The sequence below is a fragment of the Aliihoeflea aestuarii genome (assembly GCF_024105665.1).
Taxonomy (GTDB): Bacteria; Pseudomonadota; Alphaproteobacteria; order Rhizobiales; family Rhizobiaceae; genus Aliihoeflea; species Aliihoeflea aestuarii.
Window position 1 is genome coordinate 764,702 of record NZ_JAAAMK010000001.1, and the last position, 21,136, is coordinate 785,837.

20 protein-coding genes are annotated in these 21,136 nt (G+C 64.1%); 5 read left to right on the forward strand and 15 right to left on the reverse strand.

The genetic code is table 11. The features are described 5' to 3' along the window. Genes GTW25_RS03790 through speB form a run of 4 tightly spaced genes read left to right on the forward strand, consistent with a single transcriptional unit; the run spans window position 1 to window position 4,496 of the window. Window positions 1-1,536, forward strand: a complete 1,536-nt coding sequence (locus GTW25_RS03790; protein ID WP_252910512.1) for an ABC transporter ATP-binding protein — start codon at window positions 1-3, stop codon at window positions 1,534-1,536. Further along, the gene (locus tag GTW25_RS03795; protein WP_252910513.1) at window positions 1,533-2,582 is read left to right on the forward strand and encodes an ABC transporter permease; all 1,050 of its coding nucleotides are present in this window, start codon (window positions 1,533-1,535) and stop codon (window positions 2,580-2,582) included. Before GTW25_RS03790 ends, GTW25_RS03795 begins: the two co-directional genes overlap by 4 nt. Then, window positions 2,582-3,523 (forward strand): ABC transporter permease, encoded by a 942-nt coding sequence (locus GTW25_RS03800; RefSeq protein ID WP_252910514.1) that lies wholly within the window; start codon window positions 2,582-2,584, stop codon window positions 3,521-3,523. Before GTW25_RS03795 ends, GTW25_RS03800 begins: the two co-directional genes overlap by 1 nt. A 19-nt stretch (window positions 3,524-3,542) precedes the next feature. Beyond that, window positions 3,543-4,496, forward strand: a complete 954-nt coding sequence (speB, locus tag GTW25_RS03805) for an agmatinase (protein ID WP_252910515.1) — start codon at window positions 3,543-3,545, stop codon at window positions 4,494-4,496. Between the two features lie 21 nt (window positions 4,497-4,517). Here the strand turns inward: speB and GTW25_RS03810 are convergent, their stop codons facing one another. The 8 genes from GTW25_RS03810 to GTW25_RS03845 form a co-directional block, all read right to left on the reverse strand. After that, complete coding sequence (locus GTW25_RS03810) at window positions 4,518-5,303, reverse strand: ABC transporter ATP-binding protein (RefSeq protein ID WP_252910516.1); 786 nt, start codon at window positions 5,301-5,303, stop codon at window positions 4,518-4,520. Next, window positions 5,300-6,076: an ABC transporter permease gene (locus GTW25_RS03815; protein ID WP_252910517.1), complete on the reverse strand. Its 777-nt coding sequence runs from the start codon at window positions 6,074-6,076 to the stop codon at window positions 5,300-5,302. The genes GTW25_RS03810 and GTW25_RS03815 overlap by 4 nt, the downstream gene beginning before the upstream one ends. A 66-nt stretch (window positions 6,077-6,142) precedes the next feature. After that, window positions 6,143-7,096, reverse strand: coding sequence for an ABC transporter substrate-binding protein (locus GTW25_RS03820; RefSeq protein ID WP_252910518.1), 954 nt, complete (start codon window positions 7,094-7,096; stop codon window positions 6,143-6,145). A gap of 120 nt (window positions 7,097-7,216) precedes the next feature. Next, window positions 7,217-8,146 (reverse strand): hypothetical protein, encoded by a 930-nt coding sequence (locus tag GTW25_RS03825; RefSeq protein WP_252910519.1) that lies wholly within the window; start codon window positions 8,144-8,146, stop codon window positions 7,217-7,219. Continuing rightward, window positions 8,146-8,688: a winged helix DNA-binding protein gene (locus GTW25_RS03830; RefSeq protein WP_252910520.1), complete on the reverse strand. Its 543-nt coding sequence runs from the start codon at window positions 8,686-8,688 to the stop codon at window positions 8,146-8,148. The genes GTW25_RS03825 and GTW25_RS03830 overlap by 1 nt, the downstream gene beginning before the upstream one ends. After that, entirely contained in the window at window positions 8,658-9,962 is a 1,305-nt protein-coding gene (locus GTW25_RS03835; protein WP_252910521.1) for a TRAP transporter large permease, read from the reverse strand. Before GTW25_RS03835 ends, GTW25_RS03830 begins: the two co-directional genes overlap by 31 nt. Further along, entirely contained in the window at window positions 9,962-10,522 is a 561-nt protein-coding gene (locus GTW25_RS03840; protein ID WP_252910523.1) for a TRAP transporter small permease, read from the reverse strand. The genes GTW25_RS03835 and GTW25_RS03840 overlap by 1 nt, the downstream gene beginning before the upstream one ends. A 96-nt stretch (window positions 10,523-10,618) precedes the next feature. After that, window positions 10,619-11,599, reverse strand: a complete 981-nt coding sequence (locus GTW25_RS03845) for a TRAP transporter substrate-binding protein (protein ID WP_252910525.1) — start codon at window positions 11,597-11,599, stop codon at window positions 10,619-10,621. 167 nt (window positions 11,600-11,766) lie between these two features. On the opposite strand from GTW25_RS03845, the gene GTW25_RS03850 reads away from it, so the two are divergent. Further along, complete coding sequence (locus GTW25_RS03850; RefSeq protein WP_252910526.1) at window positions 11,767-15,414, forward strand: hydantoinase B/oxoprolinase family protein; 3,648 nt, start codon at window positions 11,767-11,769, stop codon at window positions 15,412-15,414. A gap of 32 nt (window positions 15,415-15,446) precedes the next feature. On the opposite strand, the gene mnhG is transcribed toward GTW25_RS03850, so the two are convergent. From mnhG to mbhE, 7 genes are read right to left on the reverse strand one after another with little or no spacing between them, the layout of a single operon-like run. Then, complete coding sequence (gene mnhG / locus GTW25_RS03855) at window positions 15,447-15,815, reverse strand: monovalent cation/H(+) antiporter subunit G (RefSeq protein WP_252910528.1); 369 nt, start codon at window positions 15,813-15,815, stop codon at window positions 15,447-15,449. Beyond that, the gene (locus GTW25_RS03860; RefSeq protein ID WP_252910530.1) at window positions 15,812-16,102 is read right to left on the reverse strand and encodes an MrpF/PhaF family protein; all 291 of its coding nucleotides are present in this window, start codon (window positions 16,100-16,102) and stop codon (window positions 15,812-15,814) included. Before GTW25_RS03860 ends, mnhG begins: the two co-directional genes overlap by 4 nt. Continuing rightward, the gene (locus GTW25_RS03865; RefSeq protein ID WP_252910531.1) at window positions 16,099-16,443 is read right to left on the reverse strand and encodes a Na+/H+ antiporter subunit E; all 345 of its coding nucleotides are present in this window, start codon (window positions 16,441-16,443) and stop codon (window positions 16,099-16,101) included. Before GTW25_RS03865 ends, GTW25_RS03860 begins: the two co-directional genes overlap by 4 nt. Further along, window positions 16,440-17,951, reverse strand: a complete 1,512-nt coding sequence (locus GTW25_RS03870) for a Na+/H+ antiporter subunit D (protein WP_252910533.1) — start codon at window positions 17,949-17,951, stop codon at window positions 16,440-16,442. The genes GTW25_RS03865 and GTW25_RS03870 overlap by 4 nt, the downstream gene beginning before the upstream one ends. Beyond that, window positions 17,948-18,331 carry a sodium:proton antiporter gene (locus GTW25_RS03875; protein ID WP_252910534.1) on the reverse strand — a complete coding sequence of 128 codons (384 nt, stop codon included), beginning with the start codon at window positions 18,329-18,331 and terminating at the stop codon, window positions 17,948-17,950. Before GTW25_RS03875 ends, GTW25_RS03870 begins: the two co-directional genes overlap by 4 nt. After that, a complete protein-coding gene (locus GTW25_RS03880) occupies window positions 18,328-18,735 on the reverse strand; it encodes an MnhB domain-containing protein (protein WP_252910536.1) in 408 nt (135 codons plus the stop codon). Before GTW25_RS03880 ends, GTW25_RS03875 begins: the two co-directional genes overlap by 4 nt. 4 nt (window positions 18,736-18,739) lie before the next feature. Next, complete coding sequence (gene mbhE, locus GTW25_RS03885; RefSeq protein ID WP_252910538.1) at window positions 18,740-21,055, reverse strand: hydrogen gas-evolving membrane-bound hydrogenase subunit E; 2,316 nt, start codon at window positions 21,053-21,055, stop codon at window positions 18,740-18,742. Window positions 21,056-21,136: the final 81 nt, after the last annotated feature.

The window sequence follows — 21,136 nt, forward strand, 5'->3', positions numbered from 1 at the left end:
ATGAGCACCGCACCTTCGGACAGCGCGCAGCCGGTTCTGCGCCTGTCCGGCATCACCAAACGCTTCGGCGCGCTCGTCGCCAACGACGCCATCGATCTCACCTTGGAACGCGGCGAAGTCGTCGCGCTTCTGGGCGAGAACGGCGCCGGCAAGACGACGCTGATGAACATCCTCTTCGGACATTACGTGGCCGATGAAGGAAGCGTCACGGCGTTCGGCCAGCCGATCGCGCCGGGCGATCCCCGCGCGGCGCTCGATGCCGGCATCGGCATGGTCCACCAGCATTTCACGCTGGCCGACAACATGACCGTTCTGGAAAACATAGCGCTCGGTACGCAAAGCGCGTGGTCGTGGCGGTTCGACCGGCGCGGCGCGCGGGCGCGCATCGCCGAACTGGCGCGCGACTTCGGGCTTGCGGTCGACCCCGACAAGCCGGTTTCGGCACTGGCGGTGGGCGAGCGGCAGCGCGTCGAAATCCTGAAGGCGCTTTATCGCGAGGCCCGCATCCTCATTCTCGACGAACCGACGGCGGTGCTGACGCCCGGCGAGACGGAGGCTCTGTTTCGGACGCTGAAGCTGCTGGTCGCCAAGGGCCTGTCAATCATCTTCATCTCCCACAAGCTGAACGAGGTGATGGCCGTTTCCGACCGCGTCGTCGTTTTGCGTGGCGGCAAGGTGGCGGGCGAGCGCGTGACGGACGAGACGACGCGTCAGGAACTGGCCGCGCTGATGGTCGGCCGCGAAATCGTTCTGCCGCAGGCCGAACCGCGTGCACCCGGACCGGTTCTTCTCGAACTGACTGGCGTTTCCACCAATGGCGAAGGGACACAGCTTGACGATGTCTCCCTTGAACTGCGCGCGGGTGTCATTACGGGACTGGCCGGCGTGTCGGGCAATGGGCAGGGCGCGATTGCCGATCTTCTTTCGGGCATGATCGCGCCGTCCGGCGGGACGATGGTTGTCGCCGGGGAGCGGATTACCGAATGGTCGCCGCGCGACGCGCTCGCGCGTGGCATCGCGCGCATCCCCGAAGATCGACACGCGGTCGGCTCGATCGCCGATATGAGCGTCATGGAAAACGTGATTTCCGAGCGCTATCGCGACCCGCAATTCAGCCGGCGCGGCCTTGTCGACTGGCACGCCGCGCGTGCCTTCGCCGAAAAGCTGGTGCGGGATTATGAGGTCAAGTGCCCCTCCCCCGATGCGCGCATCCGGCTTCTTTCGGGCGGCAACATGCAAAAGCTGATCCTTGGCCGTGCGCTCGACCCGCAGCCTGTTGTCATCCTCGCGAACCAGCCGACGCGCGGCCTCGACATCGGTGCGGTGTCCTATGTGCACGAACGGCTGATCGAGGCGCGCGATCGCGGCGCGGCAGTGTTGCTGATTTCCGAAGATCTGGACGAGGTGCTGCGGCTGTCGGACCGCGTTCACGTCATCTCGAAGGGGCGTCTGACGCCCGCCTTCGCGCGGGGCGAGCGCAGTTTGGCGCAGCTTGGCGAATTGATGGCCGGACACGGCATGGAGAACGCCGCGTGAGGCTGGAAGCAAAACCCCGGCCCTCCATGGCCATGCTCGTTCTTTATCCTGTCGGCGCTGTTGCGGTGACGCTCGTCGTCACGTCGCTGCTGGTGCTTGCAGCCGGCGCTTCCCCGCTGCCGGTTTTTGTGCTGGTCGCGAAAGGCGCTGCCGGCTCGCAATTCGCACTGCTGGAAACGCTGACGCGCGCGACGCCGCTGATCTTCACTGGGCTTGCCGTCGCCGTCGCGTTCCGGGCAAAACTCTGGAACATCGGCGCGGAGGCGCAGCTTTATATCGGCGGCGTGGTGACGGTGGTGCTGGGCACCGGCGCGCTACCGCTGCCCGCGCCGATCCTCATCCCCGTCATCATGATCGCGGTGATGGTCGCCGGCGGTCTCATGCTTCTCGGCCCCGCGATCCTCAAGACGCGCTTCGGCGTCGACGAGGTGGTGACGACGCTGCTCTTGAACTTCATCGTGCTGCTGTTCGTCTCCATGCTTCTGGAGGGTGTCCTCAAGGACCCGATGGGGCTCGGCTGGCCGCAATCGCAGATGGTGGCGGCAGATGCACGCCTGCCGCGCATCATTCAGGGACGGCGGTTTCATTATGGCTTCGTCATCGCGCTCGTCGCGGCGTTCGCGATCTGGTTCATCATGAAGAAAACGACGCTCGGCTATGAGATGCGCGCGGTTGGGCACAATCCTCAAGCCGCGCGCTTCGCCGGCATTCCGGTCAACGGCGTTCTCATGAAGACCGCGCTGATTTCCGGCGGGCTTGCCGCGCTGGCAGGCTTTTCCGAGGTCGCCGGGCTCAAGGGCAATCTGACGCTCGATCTGTCGCCGGGCTTCGGCTACACCGGCATCGTCGTCGCCATGCTTGCCATGCTGAACCCGCTCGGCGTCGTCGCCGCCGCAATCTTCGTCGCCGGCATATTCGTCGGAGCCGATGCGATGAGCCGCGCCGCCGGAGTGCCGAGTTACATCGCCGACGTGATGGTCGCGACCTCGCTCCTGACCATGGTGACAGCGATCATGCTGTCGCGCTATCGCATAAGGTGGCGCTGATGGACGCTTTCGAAATCCTCTTCACCGCGTCGTTCTGGGTGGCGGCGATCCGCATCGCCTCGCCGCTGATCTTCGCCACGATGGGCGAATTGATCTGCGAGCGCGCGGGCGTGCTCAATCTGGGCATCGAAGGCATCATGGTGGCGGGTGCGTTCGCCGGTTGGGTGACGGTCTATGCGGGCGGTGACCTCTGGATGGGCGTCGCGATCGCGGCGCTGGCGGGTGCGATGTTCGGCCTCCTGCACGGAACGCTGACGGTGCCGCTCGGCCTGTCGCAGCATGTCGTCGGCATCGGCATCACGCTTCTGGCGACGAGCCTCACCTACTTCACCTACCGGGTCGTGCTGCCGCAGGTCTCGTCGCCGCCGCGCATCGAGCCGTTCCGCAACTGGGCCGTGCCCTATCTGTCCGACATACCCATCCTCGGCCCCGCGCTCTTCAACCAGACGCCGCTGACCTATCTGGCGTTCGTGACCGTGGCCGTCGTCGCGTGGGTGCTCTACCGCACGCCTTTGGGGCTTGCCGTGCGCGCGGCGGGCGAGAACCCCGCGGCGGTCGAGGCGCAGGGCATGTCCGTCACGGCGATCCGCATGGGCGCGGTCATGGTCGGCTCGGCGCTGATGGCGGTCGGCGGTGCGTTCCTGACCATGTCCGCCTTCAATTCCTTCTTCTTCGAGATGGTGAACGGACGCGGCTGGATCTGCATCGCGCTCGTCGTCTTCGGCTCGTGGCGGCCGGGCAAGGCGCTGCTCGGCGCCATTCTGTTCGCCGCCTTCGACGCCTATCAGGTCAGGCTCCAGCAGATCACGGGCGGCGTCGTGCCGTACCAGATCTTCCTGATGATGCCCTATGTCCTGTCGATCCTCGCCCTCGTCGTGATGGCGCGGCGGGCGACCTATCCGAAAGCCCTGATGATCCCCTATCAGAAGGGCGAACGCTGAACCCGAAGGAGAACGGCCGATGACGAAGAACTTCCACCAACCCGTCGACGGAGCGGTCGTTCCCCGCTTTGCGGGGCCTGCCACCTTCATGCGGCTGCCCGCCGTGACCTCGGCGGAAGGGCTGGATATCGCGCTCGTCGGCATTCCGTGGGATGGCGGGACGACCAACCGGCCCGGTGCGCGCCACGGCCCGCGCGAGGTGCGCAACCAGTCGAGCCTGATGCGCAGGGTGCATCACGTCTCGAAGATCGCGCCGTTCGAATTGTGCAACGTGGCCGATGTCGGCGACGTGTCGGTCAATCCGATCGATCTCATGGACGCGCTGGCGCGCATCGAGAACGGCATCGCGGATATCGTGAAGCATGGAGCACGGCCGCTGGCGGCGGGCGGCGATCATCTGACGACGCTTCCCGTCCTGCGGGCGGTCGCGGCAAAGCGGCCGGTCGGGCTCATCCATTTCGACGCGCATTCGGATACGAACGACACCTATTTCGGCGACAACCCGTTCACGCACGGAACGCCGTTCCGCCGGGGGATCGAGGAAGGGCTGATCGATCCCAAGCGTTTCGTTCAGATCGGCATCCGTGGCTCGATCTATGACGCAGGCGAGCACGACTGGGCGCTCGCGCAAGGGGTGCGCATCATCTATATGGAGGAATTCGTTCGCCGGGGCGCGACCGATGTGATGGACGAGGCGCGGGCGATCGCCGGCAGCGAACCCACCTACGTCACCTTCGACATCGACAGCATCGATCCGTCGCAGGCGCCGGGAACCGGCACGCCCGAGATCGGCGGCTTCACCACGCGCGAAGCGCAGGAAATGGTGCGCCTGCTCGAAGGCGTCGACATCGTCGGCGCGGATGTCGTCGAAGTCGCACCGCCCTTCGATCTCGCGGGCATGACGGCGATTGCCGGCGCGACGATGATGTTCGAGCTTCTTTGCGTCATGGCCGCAGGCAAGACGCGCGGGTGACACCTTTACCGACAGGGCGCGTCAGTGCGCCTTGTCGGCCAGGATCGCTTCGGAGCGGATCTCCTCGGTCAGGTGCGCCCGCAGGCGGCTGAATTCCGGGCTCGACTTGATCGTGTATTCGCGCGGGTGCGGCAGGTCGACCGGCACGATGGACTTGATCCGCCCCGGCCGCGCCGACATTGTGACGACGCGCGAGCCGACGAAGATCGCCTCCTCGATGTCGTGCGTGACGAACAGCACCATCTTGCTTTCGCGTTCCCAGATGCCGAGCAGCAGTTCCTGCATCAGTCCGCGTGTCTGGTTGTCGAGCGCGCCGAAGGGCTCGTCAAGAAGCAGGATCTTCGGGTCGTTGGCGAGCGCGCGGGCAATCGCCGTGCGTTGCTGCATGCCGCCCGACAATTGCTTCGGCCAGTGCTTCTCGAAACCTTTGAGGCCGACCTTGTCGATATAGGACGCGACGATGTCGCGGCGCTGTGCGGCCGGCATGCCCTTTTCGCGCAGGCCGAAGGCGATGTTGTCCTCGACCGTCAGCCAGGGAAACAGCGTGTAGGACTGGAAGACCATACCGCGATCCGGGCCGGGCCTTTTGATCTCCACGCCGTCGAGCATCACCCGGCCGGTCGTCGGCTGGTCGAGCCCCGCGATGATGCGCAGAAGGGTCGATTTTCCGCAGCCCGACGGCCCAAGAATGGTGACGAAGTCGTTGGCGGGGACGGTCAGGTTCGTGGGTTGCAGCGCGACGGTCGGCTTTCCGCCCTTCACGCCGGGAAAGGTGCGGCCGAGGCCCTCGATGACGAGTTCGCTCACGCAAACCTCCATGCGAACAGCCAGCGATTGACCGACTTGAAAAGGAAATCCGAGATCAGGCCGATCAGCCCGATGACGATGATGCCGAAAATGATCTGGCCGGTCGCCATCAGCGCCTGGCTGTTGATGATCATGTAGCCGATGCCCGACGACGCGCCGATCAGTTCGGCGACGATGACGTAGGTCCACGCCCAGCCGAGCACGAGCCGCAGGATTTCGGCGATGTCGGGCGCGCTGGACGGCAGGAGAACGCGCCGCACGACGCCGCTATCCGACGCGCCGAGCGTATAGGCCGCCTCCACGAGATCGCGCCGGGTCGCGGCCACCGATCCGGCGACCATGAGCACGATCTGGAAGAAGACGCCGAGGAAGATCACCGACAGCTTTTGCGCTTCGCCGATGCCGGCCCAAAGGATCAGCAGCGGCACGAAGGCCGATGCCGGCAGATAGCGCGCGAAGGAAACGAACGGCTCCAGCAGCGCCTCGATCGGCTTGTAGGTGCCCATGGCAATACCGATCGGCACGCCGATGGCGGCCGCGATGGTGAAGCCGCCGACCACGCGCCAGACGGTCATGCCGATGTCGTAGAGAAAGTTTCGCTGGGTCAGAAGATACCATCCGTCACCCAGCATGGTGACCGGATCGACGAGGAAATGGCGCGGCACGTAGCCGCCGAAGGTGAAGATCGACCAGACGCCGACGAAGAGGACGAAAAAGCCGATCCCGAGCATTGCGCGCGCCTGGGGCTGCACCGGCTGGAAAGGTCGGATCATGAGAACACTCTTGGACAATGGAGCGACAGGCCGGCAACGCGAGATGCGCTGCCGGCCTCACGGATTTCAATCCTGGATGAAACTCGGATCGGCGAGGCCCGCGATCTCAGGCTTTTCGCGGATGACGCCGACTTCCAGGAGAAGATCGGCGGCGGCTTCGGAGAACTCCTGCCATTCGCCTTCGAAGAAAGTCTGGTTCGCCGCGCGGTCCTGCCATTCGAGGAACTGCGCCGAATTGCCGAACTGCTCCGCTGTCTGGTTCACGTCGGCGCCCATGATCTCATAGGCGTTTTCCTGATCCGCCTCGATCATCTCGACGGCTTCGAAATAGCTGTCGGCAAGCGCCTTGGCGGCTTCTGGGTGCTCTTCGAGGAAGGCCGGCGTGCAGCCGAAGGAATCCATGATCGCCGGATAATCCAGCGTCGTGGCGAGGATCTTGCCGGAATCGGGCGCGTCGCGGACGGTCGACAGATAGGGCTCGTAGGTCATTGCGGCATCGTTCTGGCCGGCGACGAAAGCCTGCGCGGCCGGTCCCGGCTCCAGATTGACGACGCGCACGTCATTCATCGTCATGCCGTTCTCGTGCAATATCCAGGCCAGGAAGAAGTAAGGTGCAGTGCCAGGTGCTGATGCCGCGATTGTCTTGCCCTTCAGATCCTCGACGGTTTCCACGTCCGCGCGCACGGCCATGCCGTCGGCTCCATGGGACTTGTCGAGCTGGAAAATCTGGGTGGTGGCGACGCCGTTTGCGTTCCACACGATCCATGTCTCGACCGTCGTCGCCGCGCACTGGATATCGCCGGAGGCGATGGCGAGATGGCGGCTTGCCTGCGGAATCTTGTTCAAGGTGACGTTGAGACCGTTCTTCTCGAAGATGCCGGCCTCCTTCGCGAGCGTCAGCGGCGCGAAGCCCGTCCACCCGGACAGGCCGACATTGACATCGACGGTCTGCGCATTCGCGGTCATCGTCCCGGACAGGGCTATAGCGGCCGCGACGCTCAGAGTTGAAACGAGACGCATGAGGGTTCCCCTTTTATTTGTTTGCACAAATAGATTGTAGCCGTGCGTGGGGCGGGTCAAGTGAAATTCGATGCCGGATTAAGCAATTTGGATAAGTGCCCAGCTCTTCAGCAAATCGGCTCACACTCTGCCGGCAAGCTTCCCGTACCAGCGATTCAGCACGATCGGCGTGAGGTACATCGGAATCTGGAAACAGCCGATGAAGAGCAAAAGCATGTCGGCCGTCTGGGCCGGCAGGACGCTCAGGAAAAGCGCGACGTTGCGGTTTCCAGCCGCAATGCCGATCGCGGGTGCGGCCGCCGGGCTGCTTCTGGCCGCGATCGTGCTTGCGGCAAGCTGAAGCCCCATGTTGAGCGAAAAGACAACGAGAAGCGTTGCGGCAAGGCCGAGGGGATTTCCGGTCATTGCGGGGCCGATGGCCGACATCATGCCTATGACGACGAGGCCGAGCAACAGTGCGGCAGTGCCATCCATCGCAAGGATTGCGCGCGGCGTGCCCCTGACAATTCCCGACAGACGCAGCGCGATGGCGACGCCGCCGGCAATCGCGATGAGCAGCAGGAGCCATGCCGCCGCGCTCGCGACGTCGCCCGCATCGCCGAAAGCCGGCATGACGAGGAAGACCGGAACGACCGTCAGCGGCAGGATCGCCGTTCCAAGAACGAGCTGGCGCAGCGAGGGCGCGGGGTCGCCGCCGGTCATCGCTGTGATGTTGGGGCTTCCGGTTATGGGCGCTGCCGCCAGCACCAGCACGACACCCATTGCAAGCGGATGCGTCAGCACGCCCGCGACGGCGAAAATGCCGGCAGCAATGAGCGGCAGGGCAAGCTGGAAGAAAAGCGCAAGGCCGATGGCGCGATGAATGCCCTTGAAACCGGCGACGAGACCTTCCGGACCCAGCCGCAGCACCGCGAGGAACAAGAGCGCCACGATCATCGGTGCGATCCACGGACGCAGGATGACCGCGAGGCCCGGCAGCGCGATGCCGGCGACGAGGCCCGCAATCAGCATCATGCGCCCGTTGCGCGCCATGAATTCCAGAATCGCCATCACAGCGACGCCGCGCCCCGCGCCGCCTGATCGTAAGCGCCCGACAGTGCGCGCAAAAGCCCGGCAAGCCGCGAAATCTCTTGCGGATCATGTCCGAGCTGGCGCGCGGCGTTGACGACCAGCGCCTCGCGAATTTCGCGATAGCGCATGCACAATTTCGTTCCCGCCTCGGTGATTGCAACCGTCTTTTCCTTGCCGTGGCGGCCGGACTTCACCAGCCCGTGCCCGGCCAGTTTCTTGATCGCGTAATTGGCAAGATGCGTGTCCTCGATGTTGAGGACGAGACAGATGTCGGCCAAAGTCTTGGGTCGTTCACGGTGATTGACCAGATGGACGATCAGCACTTCGAGCGGCGAAAGCGCCGGGCCGTCTGCTGCGGTGGTGCAGCGGACGATCCAGCGCTGAAACGCATGGCTCGCCATGGTCATCGCGAATTCCAGCTCCGACAGGGCCGGAAGGCTGGAATTGGCGAGGTGGGCCGATGATACCACCGGCCCCACCAAGGCGCGCGTCAGTTGCTCATCATCGTGCCTGGTAGCCATAGGACGATCTCCGGAAAGACGGTGATGACGGCCGTCGCCAGCATCAGGATCAGGAAGAAGGGCAGTGCATAAAGCGCGACCTGGAAGATTCCCCGGCCCGTTATCGACTGGATGACGAACAGGTTGAACCCGACAGGAGGCGTGATCTGGCTCATCTCAACGACCATGACGAGGAAGACGCCGAACCAGATCGGATCGATGCCGGCCGCAAGTACCATCGGCAGGATTACCGACGTCGTCAGCACCACGATCGAGATGCCGTCGAGGAAACAGCCTATGACGATGAAGAACACGAGCAGTGCGGCGATCAGGGCATAGTGGGAAAGTCCCATGTCGCCGATCAGTTGCGCCAGCGTGCGCGGGATGCCCGTGAAGCCCATCGCGACTGTCAGGAACGACGCACCGGCGAGGATGAAGGCGATCATGCAGGATGTGATCGCCGATCCGCGCAGCGAGGTGACGAAGCCCTCCCAGTCGAGACCGCCGGAGAACCAGGCGATGGCGAGCGAACCGACGACCCCGATCACTGCCGCCTCGGTCGGCGACGCTAGACCCGCATAGATCGAACCGATCACGGCGACGATCAACAATACGGTTGGCATGAGCAGCGTCAGCGCCCTGCCTTTTTCGGCCCATGTCGTCGACGGCTCCTTCGGCGGCATGCGATCCTTGTGCATCAATGCCCAGATCATGATGAAAGCGGAGAACATGGCCGCCAGCATCAGGCCCGGAACGACACCCGCAAGGAACAGGCGTGCGATCGACTGCTCCGTCGCCGCGCCGTAGACGATCATGATGATCGATGGCGGGATCAGGAAGCCGAACGTGCCCGAGCCTGCCAGTGTGCCGATGGACAGGCTCGTGTCATAGCCGCGCCGCTTCAGTTCGGGCAGCGACATGCGCCCGACCGTGGCGGTGGTAGCGGCCGATGACCCTGACACGGCAGCGAAAAGCGCGCAGCCGAAAACGTTGACGTGCAGGAGACGGCCCGGAAGCCGACGCGTGAAGGGCGCAAGGCCCTCGAACATATTGGCCGACAGCTTCGACCTGAACAGGATTTCGCCCATCCAGATGAACATCGGCAGGGCCGTCAGGTCCCATACGTTCATCGAACCCCAGACACGGCGAGCGAAGACCGACATGGCGGGCACGTTCGTCGCGACCTCGATGGCGACGAGACCGACCGCCATCAGCGAAAAACCTACCCACAGGCCCGACAGGAGGAAGCCGAAAAGGACGACGACGAGCAGGAGAGAGAGAAGACCGATATCCATCAGTGCGCTCCCTCGTCGATCTCGCGATTGCGTTCGATAGTGCGGAATGCCGCATCGCCGCCGCGCAGAACCGCCAGAAGCTCATCGACCAATGCGATGACGAGAATGCCGAGACCCGTCGTCATGACGGCTTGCGGAATCCACAGCGCGATGGCGACAAGCCCGTAGGACAGCGAACCGCGGGTGTAGGACGACATCGTCAAAGCTCCGATCGACCATGTCGCGAAAACTGCGAGCGCGAGTGCCACAAGAAGCACGAAGCCGGTCATGATGCGGTCGCCGCGCGCGCCGAGATAGCGCAAGGCCAGCGTGACGCGCACATGACCGGCAGAACGAAGTGCGGCCGGCAATGCCAGAAACGCTGACGCGACGAACAGAAAGCCGCCGATTTCGGCTAGCGACGGGACGATGAAGCCAAAGCGCGGCATGCCGAAGAGCATGACGACACGGTCGAGAAGGCGCGCCAGAACCTGGAGAAACACCAGAGACGCGATCAGGATCATGGAAAGGCAGGCGCCGACGAGAGCGGCGCCGTAGAGGGCATCGAGTGCCTTGCGCATTGTGGATTATCCCTGAAAAGCGACAGGGCGGACCGTCATGGCGTCGACCGAGACAGTTTTCGGTTCGATGCGAAACGTTCCGCCCGGCTTCGGCTCTTACTGGTTACGGTAGGCGTCGATGATCGCCTGACCTTCCTCGCCCGCCTGCTCGGTCCACTCGGCGGTCATCGTCTCACCGACTTCCGCGAGCTTGGCCGCGAGGGCTTCCGATGGCTGCGAGACCTGCATGCCGCCGGCCTCGAGCTCGGCGATCTTGGCGTCCGTCTCTTCGCGCGACATTGCCCAGCCGCGCGTCTCGGCGGCGGCTGCGGCTTCGAGAACCGCTGCCTGTTCTTCCTCGGTCAAGGCTTCGAATGCGTCGGTGTTGACGACGATGATGTTCTTGGGGAGCCAAGCCTGTGTGTCGATGTAGTGGCTGACGAAGTCCCATGCCTTGGCATTCGCACCGGTCGAAGGCGATGTGATCATGGCTTCGACACGGCCGGTCGAGAAAGCGGTCGCAATGTCGGTTTCCTCGACCTGCGTCGGCGTCGCGCCCAAAAGCGCCGCAAGGCGCTCGGTCGCCACGTTGTAGGCGCGGAAGTTGAGGCCCTGCATCTGGGCCGGGTCGGTCACTTCCTGACGCAAATAAAGGCTCTGGCCCGGCCAGGCGACGGCATAAAGCACGGTCAGGCCGTCCTCGGCGAGCTTGGCAGAAACGGCCTCGCGGGAAACGGCCCACAGCTTTTCGGCTTCGTCATAGGAAGCGGCGAGGAACGGGATCGAATCGAGCGCGAAGATCGGATCTTCATTGGCCAGGCGCGACAGAAGGAATTCGCCGATCGGCACGATGCCGTCCTGAACCGAATCCTTGATTTCGGCATGGCCGAAGAGCGAATTGGCCGAATGCACGGTGATGTCGAGGCTGCCGCCGGTCGCCTCGCGCACGTCATCGGCGAACTGGATGATGTTCTGTGTGTGGAAAATGCCGTCGGCGTAGGGCGTCGGCATGTCCCAGGCGGTCTGGGCGAAAGCGGATGCGGTGGTCAGCGCGGCGAGTGTGGCGCCGAGAAAGCCGGCGCGTGCGAAATGCTTCATCTTCGATTTTCCCTCTGTCGGTTGCGGACCTGATTTGATCGGTCCGTTTTCTCGGCGCCTAACGTGGCGTCAAAAGTGAGGTTGACGGCTCATTGGCAATTTGTCAACATTTTGTCAGCGAGCGGCGCAAGACCGTATCGTCCAGAGGTGGAACGGAGAAACAATAGATGTCGCAGCACTTGGATGCCCGTGCGGGTCAATGGGATTTCTGGATCGATCGCGGCGGCACGTTTACGGACGTCATCGGCTGCGACCCGCAAGGCGAGTTGCACCCGATGAAGCTGCTTTCGGAAAATCCGGGCGTCTACGAGGATGCGGCCATCGAGGGCATCCGCCGTCTGGTGGGTGCCGCGAGCATGGACGATTTGCCATCCGCCCCGATCGGCACCGTGCGCATGGGCACGACGGTCGCCACGAATGCGCTTCTGGAGCGCAAGGGCGAGCGCACGCTGTTGCTGATCACCAAGGGTTTTCGCGACCAGTTGCGCATCGCCTATCAGGCGCGGCCCGACATCTTTGCCAAGGAAATCGTCCTTCCCGAGCAGCTTTACGAGCGCGTCGAGGAAGTCGAGGAACGCCTTCTGGCAGATGGTGAAGTGGAGACACCGCTCGACTCGAGCGCGCTGCGCGGCAAGCTCGAATCCGCCCGCGCGGACGGTATCGACGCCGTCGCGATCGTGCTGATGCATTCCTGGCGCAACCCGGCGCATGAGGCGAAGCTTGCCGAACTGGTGAAGTCGATCGGCTTTTCACAGATTTCGGTCAGCCACGAGGTTTCGCCGCTCGTCAAGCTTGTCGGGCGCGGCGACACCACCGTCGTCGACGCGTATCTGTCGCCGATCCTGTCGCGCTATGTCAGCCGCGTCGCGCGTATTCTCGGCGCAACACCTGCCGGTGAGGCGGGACCGACGCTGCAATTCATGATGTCGTCGGGCGGCCTGACGGCAGCCGACCGCTTCCGCGGCAAGGACGCGATCCTGTCCGGCCCAGCCGGCGGCGTCGTCGGCATGGTGCGCACCGCCGATCAGGCAGGTTTTGCCCGCGTCATCGGCTTCGACATGGGCGGCACGTCCACCGATGTCGCCCACTCGGCGGGCGACTATGAGCGCGCCTTCGACACGGAAGTCGCCGGCGTGCGCATCCGCGCGCCGATGATGCGCATCCACACGGTCGCCGCCGGCGGCGGCTCGATCCTTCATGCCGATCCCGGCCGCTTCCGCGTCGGCCCTGATTCGGCCGGCGCCGATCCGGGGCCGGCCTGCTACCGTCGCGGCGGACCGCTGACCGTGACCGACGCCAACGTCATGCTCGGCAAGCTCAACCCCGACCTCTTCCCGGCCATCTTCGGCCCCGATCAGGACCAGAAGCTCGACCGCGAGACGGTCGCGGCAAAGTTCGCCGAGATCGCATCCAGCGTCGGCGAAGGCCGTTCGGCGGAAGAAGTCGCGGAAGGTTTCCTGAAGATCGCTGTGGAAAACATGGCGAACGCGATCAAGAAAATCTCCGTGCAGCGCGGCTATGACGTGACGCGCTACGTCTTGAATTCCTTCGGCGGCGCGGGCGGCCAGCACGCCTGTCTCGTCGCCGACGCGCTCGGCATGGAAGACATTCTCATCCATCCGCTGTCGGGCCTTCTGTCAGCCTATGGCATGGGGCTTGCCACCGTCACGGCCAGCCGCCAGCAGGGGCTCGTCAAGCCTCTCTCGGAAGACAGCCGCGCGGCGATGGACGCGCTGGCGGGCGAGTTGTCGGAAGCCGTTCTCTCCGAACTCGTCGAACAGGGCCTCGCCCGCGACGACGTGACGACCCGCACCAAGCTGCATTTGCGCTATGACGGCACCGACACCGCGCTCGACGTCGTCTTCGACGGCGATCTCGTTGCCGTTCGCGCCGCCTTCGAGGCCATGCACAAGGCGCAGTTCGGCTTCATCACGCCGGGCAAGCCGGTCACCATCGAGGCGGTCGAAATCGAGGGCTGGCAGGCCGGCGAGGAAGACACCGCTGCGACACGTTCCGACGAAGCCGGACGCGATGCGTCCAGCGACCAGTCGATCAAGGTCTTTTCGGGCGGTACATGGCACGATGCCGGCGTCTTCCGCCGCGAGGGCATGGAGGCGGGCGACCGCGTGCGCGGCCCTGCCCTCGTCATCGAGGCGAACCAGACCATCGTGGTGGAGCCGGGCTGGACGGCATGCCTGACGAGCGCCGACCACATCGTGCTTTCGCGACACGAGAAGATGGCGCGCAGCCAGGCGATCGGCACGAAGCAGGCCGATCCGATCCTGCTCGAAGTGTTCAACAATCTTTTCATGAACATCGCCGAGCAGATGGGCCTCGCACTCCAGAACACGGCGCATTCGGTCAACATCAAGGAGCGGCTGGACTTTTCCTGCGCGGTCTTCGACCAGACCGGCGCACTCGTCGCCAACGCGCCGCACATGCCCGTGCATCTTGGGTCGATGGACCGCTCGGTCGAGACGATCATCCGCCTCAACGAAGGCCGGATCCGTCCCGGCGACGTCTTCGCACTCAACGCACCCTATAATGGCGGCACGCACCTGCCGGACATCACCGTCGTCAGCCCCGTCTTCGACGATGCGGGCAAGGGCATCCTGTTCTGGGTCGCCAGCCGAGGCCACCATGCCGATGTCGGCGGAACGGCACCGGGCTCGATGACGCCGCTCGCCACCACCGTCGATGAGGAAGGCGTGCTGATCGACAATTTCTGTCTCGTCGCGCAAGGTGAGTTTCGCGAAGCCGAGCTTCACACTCTCCTGACCGACCACCCCTACCCCGCCCGCAACCCGGCGCAGAACATCGCCGACCTGAAAGCCCAGATCGCTGCCAACGAACGCGGCGCGGCGGAGCTTCGCCGCATGGTCGATGAGTTCGGGCTGGACGTGGTGCAGGCCTATATGGGCCACGTTCAGGACAACGCCGCCGAAGAGGTCGCGCGGCTGATCGGCCGCCTCGAAGACTGCGAATACGAATACCCGACCGACACCGGCCAGACGATCAAGGTGAAGATCACTGTCGACCGCGAGGCACGCACGGCGACGGTCGATTTCACCGGCACGTCGGACGCCATCGAAAACAACTTCAACGCGCCCGAACCGGTCGCGCGGGCGGCGGTCCTCTACTGTTTCCGCGTGATGGTGGAAGCGCCGATCCCGATGAATGCCGGGTGCCTGCGTCCGATCCGCATCATCATCCCGGATGGCTGCATGCTCAAGCCCGCCTATCCCCGAGCGGTCGTCGCCGGCAATGTCGAAACCTCCCAGCACGTCACCAATGCCATCTTCGGCGCGCTGGATGCGATCGCCAACAGCCAGGGAACGATGAACAATCTGACCTTCGGCAACAACGAGTACCAGTATTACGAGACGATCTGCTCCGGCTCGCCAGCGGGCCGGATGAATGACGGGCGGCTTTTCGCCGGCACGTCGGGCGTCCACGTCCATATGACGAATTCGCGCCTGACCGACCCGGAAATTCTCGAAATGCGTTTTCCCATCGTGCTCGAAAACTTCGCACTGCGCGACGCATCGGGCGGGAAGGGCAAGGTCGATGCGGGCAACGGGACGACGCGGACCCTGCGCTTCCGGCAGAAGATGGATTGCGCGATCCTGTCGTCGCACCGTTCCGTGAAGCCGCAGGGCGTCGCGGGCGGCGACGAAGGCCAGCTCGGCAGCACGGAAGTGCGCCGACTTGACGGCACGATCGAGGTGCTCAAGGGTTGCGATCAGACGACGCTCGAAGCGGGCGAGGCCGTGACGGTCATCACGCCGACAGCAGGCGGCTACGGCAAGGCCTAACGGAAAAAGGCCGGGCATGAAGCCCGGCCTTTTCAGTCTTGTTTGACGGGTTCGTCCGTGTCGCCGCTGCGGCGCGGCAGGACGCCTTCCAGCGCATCGCGCCCGCTGGCTACGTTGAGGCTTGCTCCCGACACATAGGCCGCGCGGCCCAGAAGGTGCCCCGCTACCGGTACGGTCAGAAGCAGGAACACGACCGTCAGAAAACCGATGACGATGGCCATCGTCGTGCCGATCGCGACCGTCGCGCCGGCGACGACCAGCCCCGCACCCAGCGTGCCGGCTTTGGTCGACGCATGCATGCGCTGGAACGGGTCGGTCAGGCGCAATATGCCGAGCGCGGCGACGAACAGGAAGCCGACGCCGACGAGCTTGAGCAGGATCGCGATGATGGCGACGATCATTGGTCGTCTCCCTTGCGTTCCAGCAGCGCGGCGAAAGCGCAGGTGGCGATGAAGCCGATCAACGCCACGCCGAACGCTATGTCGAGGAATTCGCGCCGCGCGGTCGCAACCGCCGTCAGTGCGGCGACGGCGACGGCGACGCCGGTCAGCATGTCGAGTGCGATGAAGCGATTGGCGTAGCCGGGTCCGACGATCATCCGCCATGCCGAGATTGCCAGCGGCACCATGGTCAGAAGGAGAAGCACCATCGCGGCGCCGGTCAAAAGATTGTCGACGGTTTCGATCATCCCTCGATCTCCGCAATACGGTTCTGGAACGCGACCGCGATGGATTCGACGACTTCCTCCGCCGATTCCGAATCGAGCGCATGGACATAGATGGTGGACCGGTCATCGCTGACATGCAGCGATGTCGTCCCCGGCGTCAGCGTGATGCAGTTCGCCAGCGTCGTGATGCCCAGATCGGTGCGCAATTTGAGCGGCACGGCGACGATTGCCGAAGATTGCGAGCCTTTTTCAGCAAAGACCGCGCGCGCGACGGCGATGGACGAAAGCCACAATTCGCGCAGGAGGACGAAGATCAGAAGGGTGATGCGCCAGATGCGCACCGGCCAGGAAACGCGGTTCATTGTGCACCTCCGCTCTGCCCCAGCACCGCCTGAATGTAACCGGATGCGTCCAGCAACTCGGCCGCGGCCGCTTGCGAGTACGCGACCAGCGGCTCGGGGTTGAGGCCGATGAAGACGGTGACCGTGCCGAGCAGTCCGATCGGCAGGAGCATGAGTCCGGGCAGCGTCGTGCGCACCTTGCGCGAGCGAGGCATCGGCTTCCAGAACGCTTCCATCCAGATCTTGCTCATGGAAAAGGTCGTCATAAGGCCGACGAACAGGGCAACGGCGGCAAGCAGCGCCTCTCCACCTTGCAGCGACGCGTCGATTACCATGAATTTGGCCCAGAAGCCCGAGAAAGGCGGCAGGCCGGCCAGCGACAGGGCGGGAATGACGAACAGCGCTGCAAGAAGCGGCCGGCTCGCCATCAGCCCGCCTGCCTTGCGAAGGTCGTAGGTGCCCGTCGCTCGGTAGATCGCGCCGGCGAGAAGAAACAGGTTCGCCTTCACGATGATATGGTGGATCGTATAGAAAATCGCGCCGGCGAAGGCGAGCGGCGTGGCGATGGCGAGGCCGAGCAGAATGTAGCCGATCTGGCTGATGATGTGGAAGGCGAGGATGCGCCGCACATCCCACTGTACCGCCGCGCCGAAGACGCCGAACAGCATCGTGCCTGCCGCCACCCAGCCCATCAGGGGGCGGATTCCCGTTGCATCGACATCGAAGAACAGCGTGAAGACCCGGAAGCAGGCATAGACCCCGACCTTCGTCAAAAGGCCCGCGAACAGCGCGGACACGACGATCGAGGCGGCGTGGTAGGAAGCGGGCAGCCAGAAGAAGACGGGAAAGAATGCCGCCTTCGTGCCAAAGCCGATGAGGAACAGCATTGCCGAAATGGTCAGCGCGGTCGACATCTCCGTCTCCGGCAGCACCCGCGCCAGATCGGCCATGTTGAGCGTTCCGGTGACGCCGTAAAGCAGCGCGATCGCCATCAGGAAGAGAAGCGTGGCGAAGAGGTTCAGCACCAGATATTTCATCGCGCCGTCGACCTGCGCGCGCGTGCGGTCGAGCAGGATCAGGCCGAGCGCGGTGATCAGCATCACCTCGAACCAGACATAGAGGTTGAAAATGTCACCGGTCAGGAATGCACCGTTGACGCTGGTCAGCAATCCCATGAACAGCGGATAGAAGCCGGCCTTTTCCTGACGTCGACGGATGTCGGATATGCCGAAGATCGCGACACCGACCGCAAGGATTGCCGTGACCAGCACCATGGAAGCGCTGAACCGGTCCGCGACGAAGGTGATGCCGAAGGGCGGCGCCCATGAACCGAACTGCATCGCCAGAATGCCGTCACGAAAGACGGCCCAGACGAGCAACACCGACATGACGAACATGGCGGCAAGACCGATGGCGGCGGCGATGCGCTGAATACGCGGCGCGCTGACAGCGAAAGCGCAGATGGCGGCGGTCGCGAACGGAATGGCGAGCGGCCACAAAAGAAGCATGTCGATAGCCGATTCCGTCATTTGGTCACGCTTTCGTCGTCGAAGGGCGTGCCGAGTTCCTCTGCGGCATTGACGTTGCGCCCGTCAAGCGTGCCAAAGGAGCGCCAGGTCTGCAAAGCAAGCGCCGCGACGAACGCGGTCAGCGCGAAGCCGATCACGATCGCTGTGAGGATCAGCGCCTGCGGCAACGGGTTCGCCGCCTCGGCGCCGAGCGTCTCGATGCCGCTTTCGATGACTGGCGGAACCGTGCGGCCCGTCCGGCCGGACACGAACAGAAGCAGGTTCGTCGCCGCCGAAAGAAGCGAGATACCAAGGATCATGCGCATGATGTTGCGCGACAAAAGAAGGTAGACGCCGCAGCCCATGAGGCAGGCGAGCGCAAAGGCAAAGATCAGGTTCATTCGTCGTCATCCTCGTAAAGGCGCAGGATGAGGCAAAGCACACCGCCGAGAACGACGAGATAAACGCCGATGTCGAACAGGATCGTCGTGCCAAGCTTGATGCCGGCGACCTCGGGCCAAAGATGGGTCAGGAACGAACCAGTCGTGAAGAGGCCCGGGATGCCGCTGACGATCGCAGCCAGAACGCCAGCGCCGACCAGAACTACGGGGTGGAAATATAGCGCGCGGCGCGCCGCGTCGACGCCGTTGGCGAAGGCGAGCATGGCGAAGGCCGCAGCGGCCATCAGCCCCCCCACGAAACCGCCACCCGGCTCGTTATGGCCGCGCAGGAGGATATAGACGGACGCGGCGAGCATGATGACCCAAAACGGCCGGGCCATCGTGGCCAGAATGACAGAAGGCATGGCGTCAGCTCCCCTTCTTGCGGGCGGGCAGCCGCCGCAACAGCGCCCACACGCCGATGGCCGCGAAGCCGACGACCGCAATCTCGCCGAGCGTGTCGATGGCGCGGTAGTCCACCAGAATCACGTTGACGACATTGCGTCCGAAAGCGTCCACATAGCTCGACTGCGCGAAGAATTCCGACAGACGCATGTCGAGCGGCGATGAGGTCATCGAGGCCACGCCGACGAAGATGACGATGCCGAAGGCGACCGACAGCATGAGGTCGAACCGGCGCTCGCCGATGGTGCGGCTTTGCTCGCGCGAGGTTGGTATGCGCATCAGGACGGCGGTGAGGATCAGGACCAGCAGCACCTCGGCGGAGAACTGCGTCAGCGCCAGATCCGGCGCGCCGTTGAGCATGAAGATGATCGCGGCTGCGAAACCGACAATGCCGACCGCGACCACGGCGGCGATCAGCGAGCGGGACCCGACCGCCGCAAAGCCGCCGACGACAGCCACCGCCAGAACGATCAGGACGGGGACGTTCATCTCGCCGACAGCCGAAAAGCCCGACATGCCGCTGCCGACGATCACGCCGAAGGCGACGATGAAAACGGCGCTCGCCAGCACCACCGCCGTATAGCGATGCTGGTCTCCGTTCTGGAGGAAACGTGTCGAGGCTTGCGCCATATCGAGCACGAAATCCAGCACCTTTTGATAACCGCGGTCCCCGAACAGATCATGGATGAGGCGCTGACGGCGCAGCGTGACGTGAATGGTGCGCCAGTTGAAGAAGACCAGCGCGCCGATGGTCACGACCGCGGCGCTCAAAGCCAGCATCGGCGTCAGCCCATGCCACAGCGAGATCGAGACGTCGACCCGTTCGCCGCCAAGCGCGCTTGCCGCCGGTTCGACGAGCGAACGCATCATGGTATTCGGCGCAATGCCCATCGCGATGCCTCCCAGCGCAAGGACAAACGGCCCGGCCAGCATGCCGGCCGTCTCGCCATGTTTCAGCTTCACGTCGCGCTCGGGCTTCACGAAGAAAGGCTTGAGCGCGACGACGCCGGCGACGGCGACCATGACGGCATTGACGATGACCGCGATGGCGATGGGAACGACGCTCCAGCCGCTTTCAAGCTGCGCCTCGAAAAGAAATTCCTTGGCGATGAACCCGGCGAAGGGCGGAAGGCCCGCCATCGAAAGGCTGGCAAGGACCGCCGCTGCCGCCGTGAACGGGAGAAAACGCGCCAGACCGCCCAGCCGGCGCAGGCCCGCTATGCCGGTGGCATGGATCACGGTTCCGGCGCAGAAGAACAGGGCAGCCTTGTAGAAGGCGTGTGCGATGATGAATCCGATGGTCGCGACGCGCGCGACTTCGCCGTCGAGACCGATCAGCATGACCAGAATGCCGAGCGAGGCGACGGTCGACTGAGCCAGCACCGCCTTGTAGCCGGTGGCGCGCAGCGCCTCGAAGGCGGCGACCAGCATCGTCAGCGAACCGGCGATGACGAGAGTCGTGCCGAAGGCCGGGACCGACGCGAAGATTTCATCGAACCGGGCGAGGAGATAGACGCCGAGCTTCACCATGGTGGCCGAATGCAGATAGGCGGACGCAGGCGTCGGCGCGGCCATCGCGTTGGGAAGCCAGAATTGAAACGGCACCTGCGCCGACTTCGTGAATGCGCCGACCAGGACGAGAACAAGGATCGCCGGCATGAGCGGACTCGCCACCAACTCGTCGGCGCGCAGCGCAACTTCGCTGAACGAGAAGGTTCCAAGTTCGGCGCCTATCAGCAGGATGCCTGCGAACAGCGCGAGCCCCCCGCCCCCAGTCACCAGAAGCGACTGGAGCGCGGCCCTGCGCGCCTCGTAGGTTCGCGCGTCGAAGCCGATCAGCGCGAATGAGATGAGGCTGGTCGCCTCCCAGAACACGAACATGACGATGAGATCGTCGGCGAGAACCGTGCCGAGCATAGCCGTCATGAACATGAGAATGAACGCGATGAAGCGTCCGCCTTCCGATGCTGGCTTTTCAGCGTAGTAAGCGCCAGCATAGATGACGACGAGGGTACCGATGCCGGTGATCAGCAACGCGAAGAGCAGGGAGAAGCCATCGAGACGGAAGCCGATATCGACCCCGAGCGAAGGCGCCCAGGAAAGCGTTTCGATCAGCGCATTACCGCCGGCAACCGCGCCGAGCTGCGACAGGAAATATACGAAAAGAGCGAACGGGACGAGCGCCAGCACCACACCCGTCATTCGTCCGAGGACCGGTGCCAGCGGGCGCGCGCAAGCTGCTGCGCCGAGTGCGACGATCAAAACTGTCAGCAACTGCACGTTTGCCCTTCCAAACCCGAACCCCGATATTGGCGGGGGTTCTAGCATCCGGTCGATCGGTCTGTCACGGCCAAGCTCGAC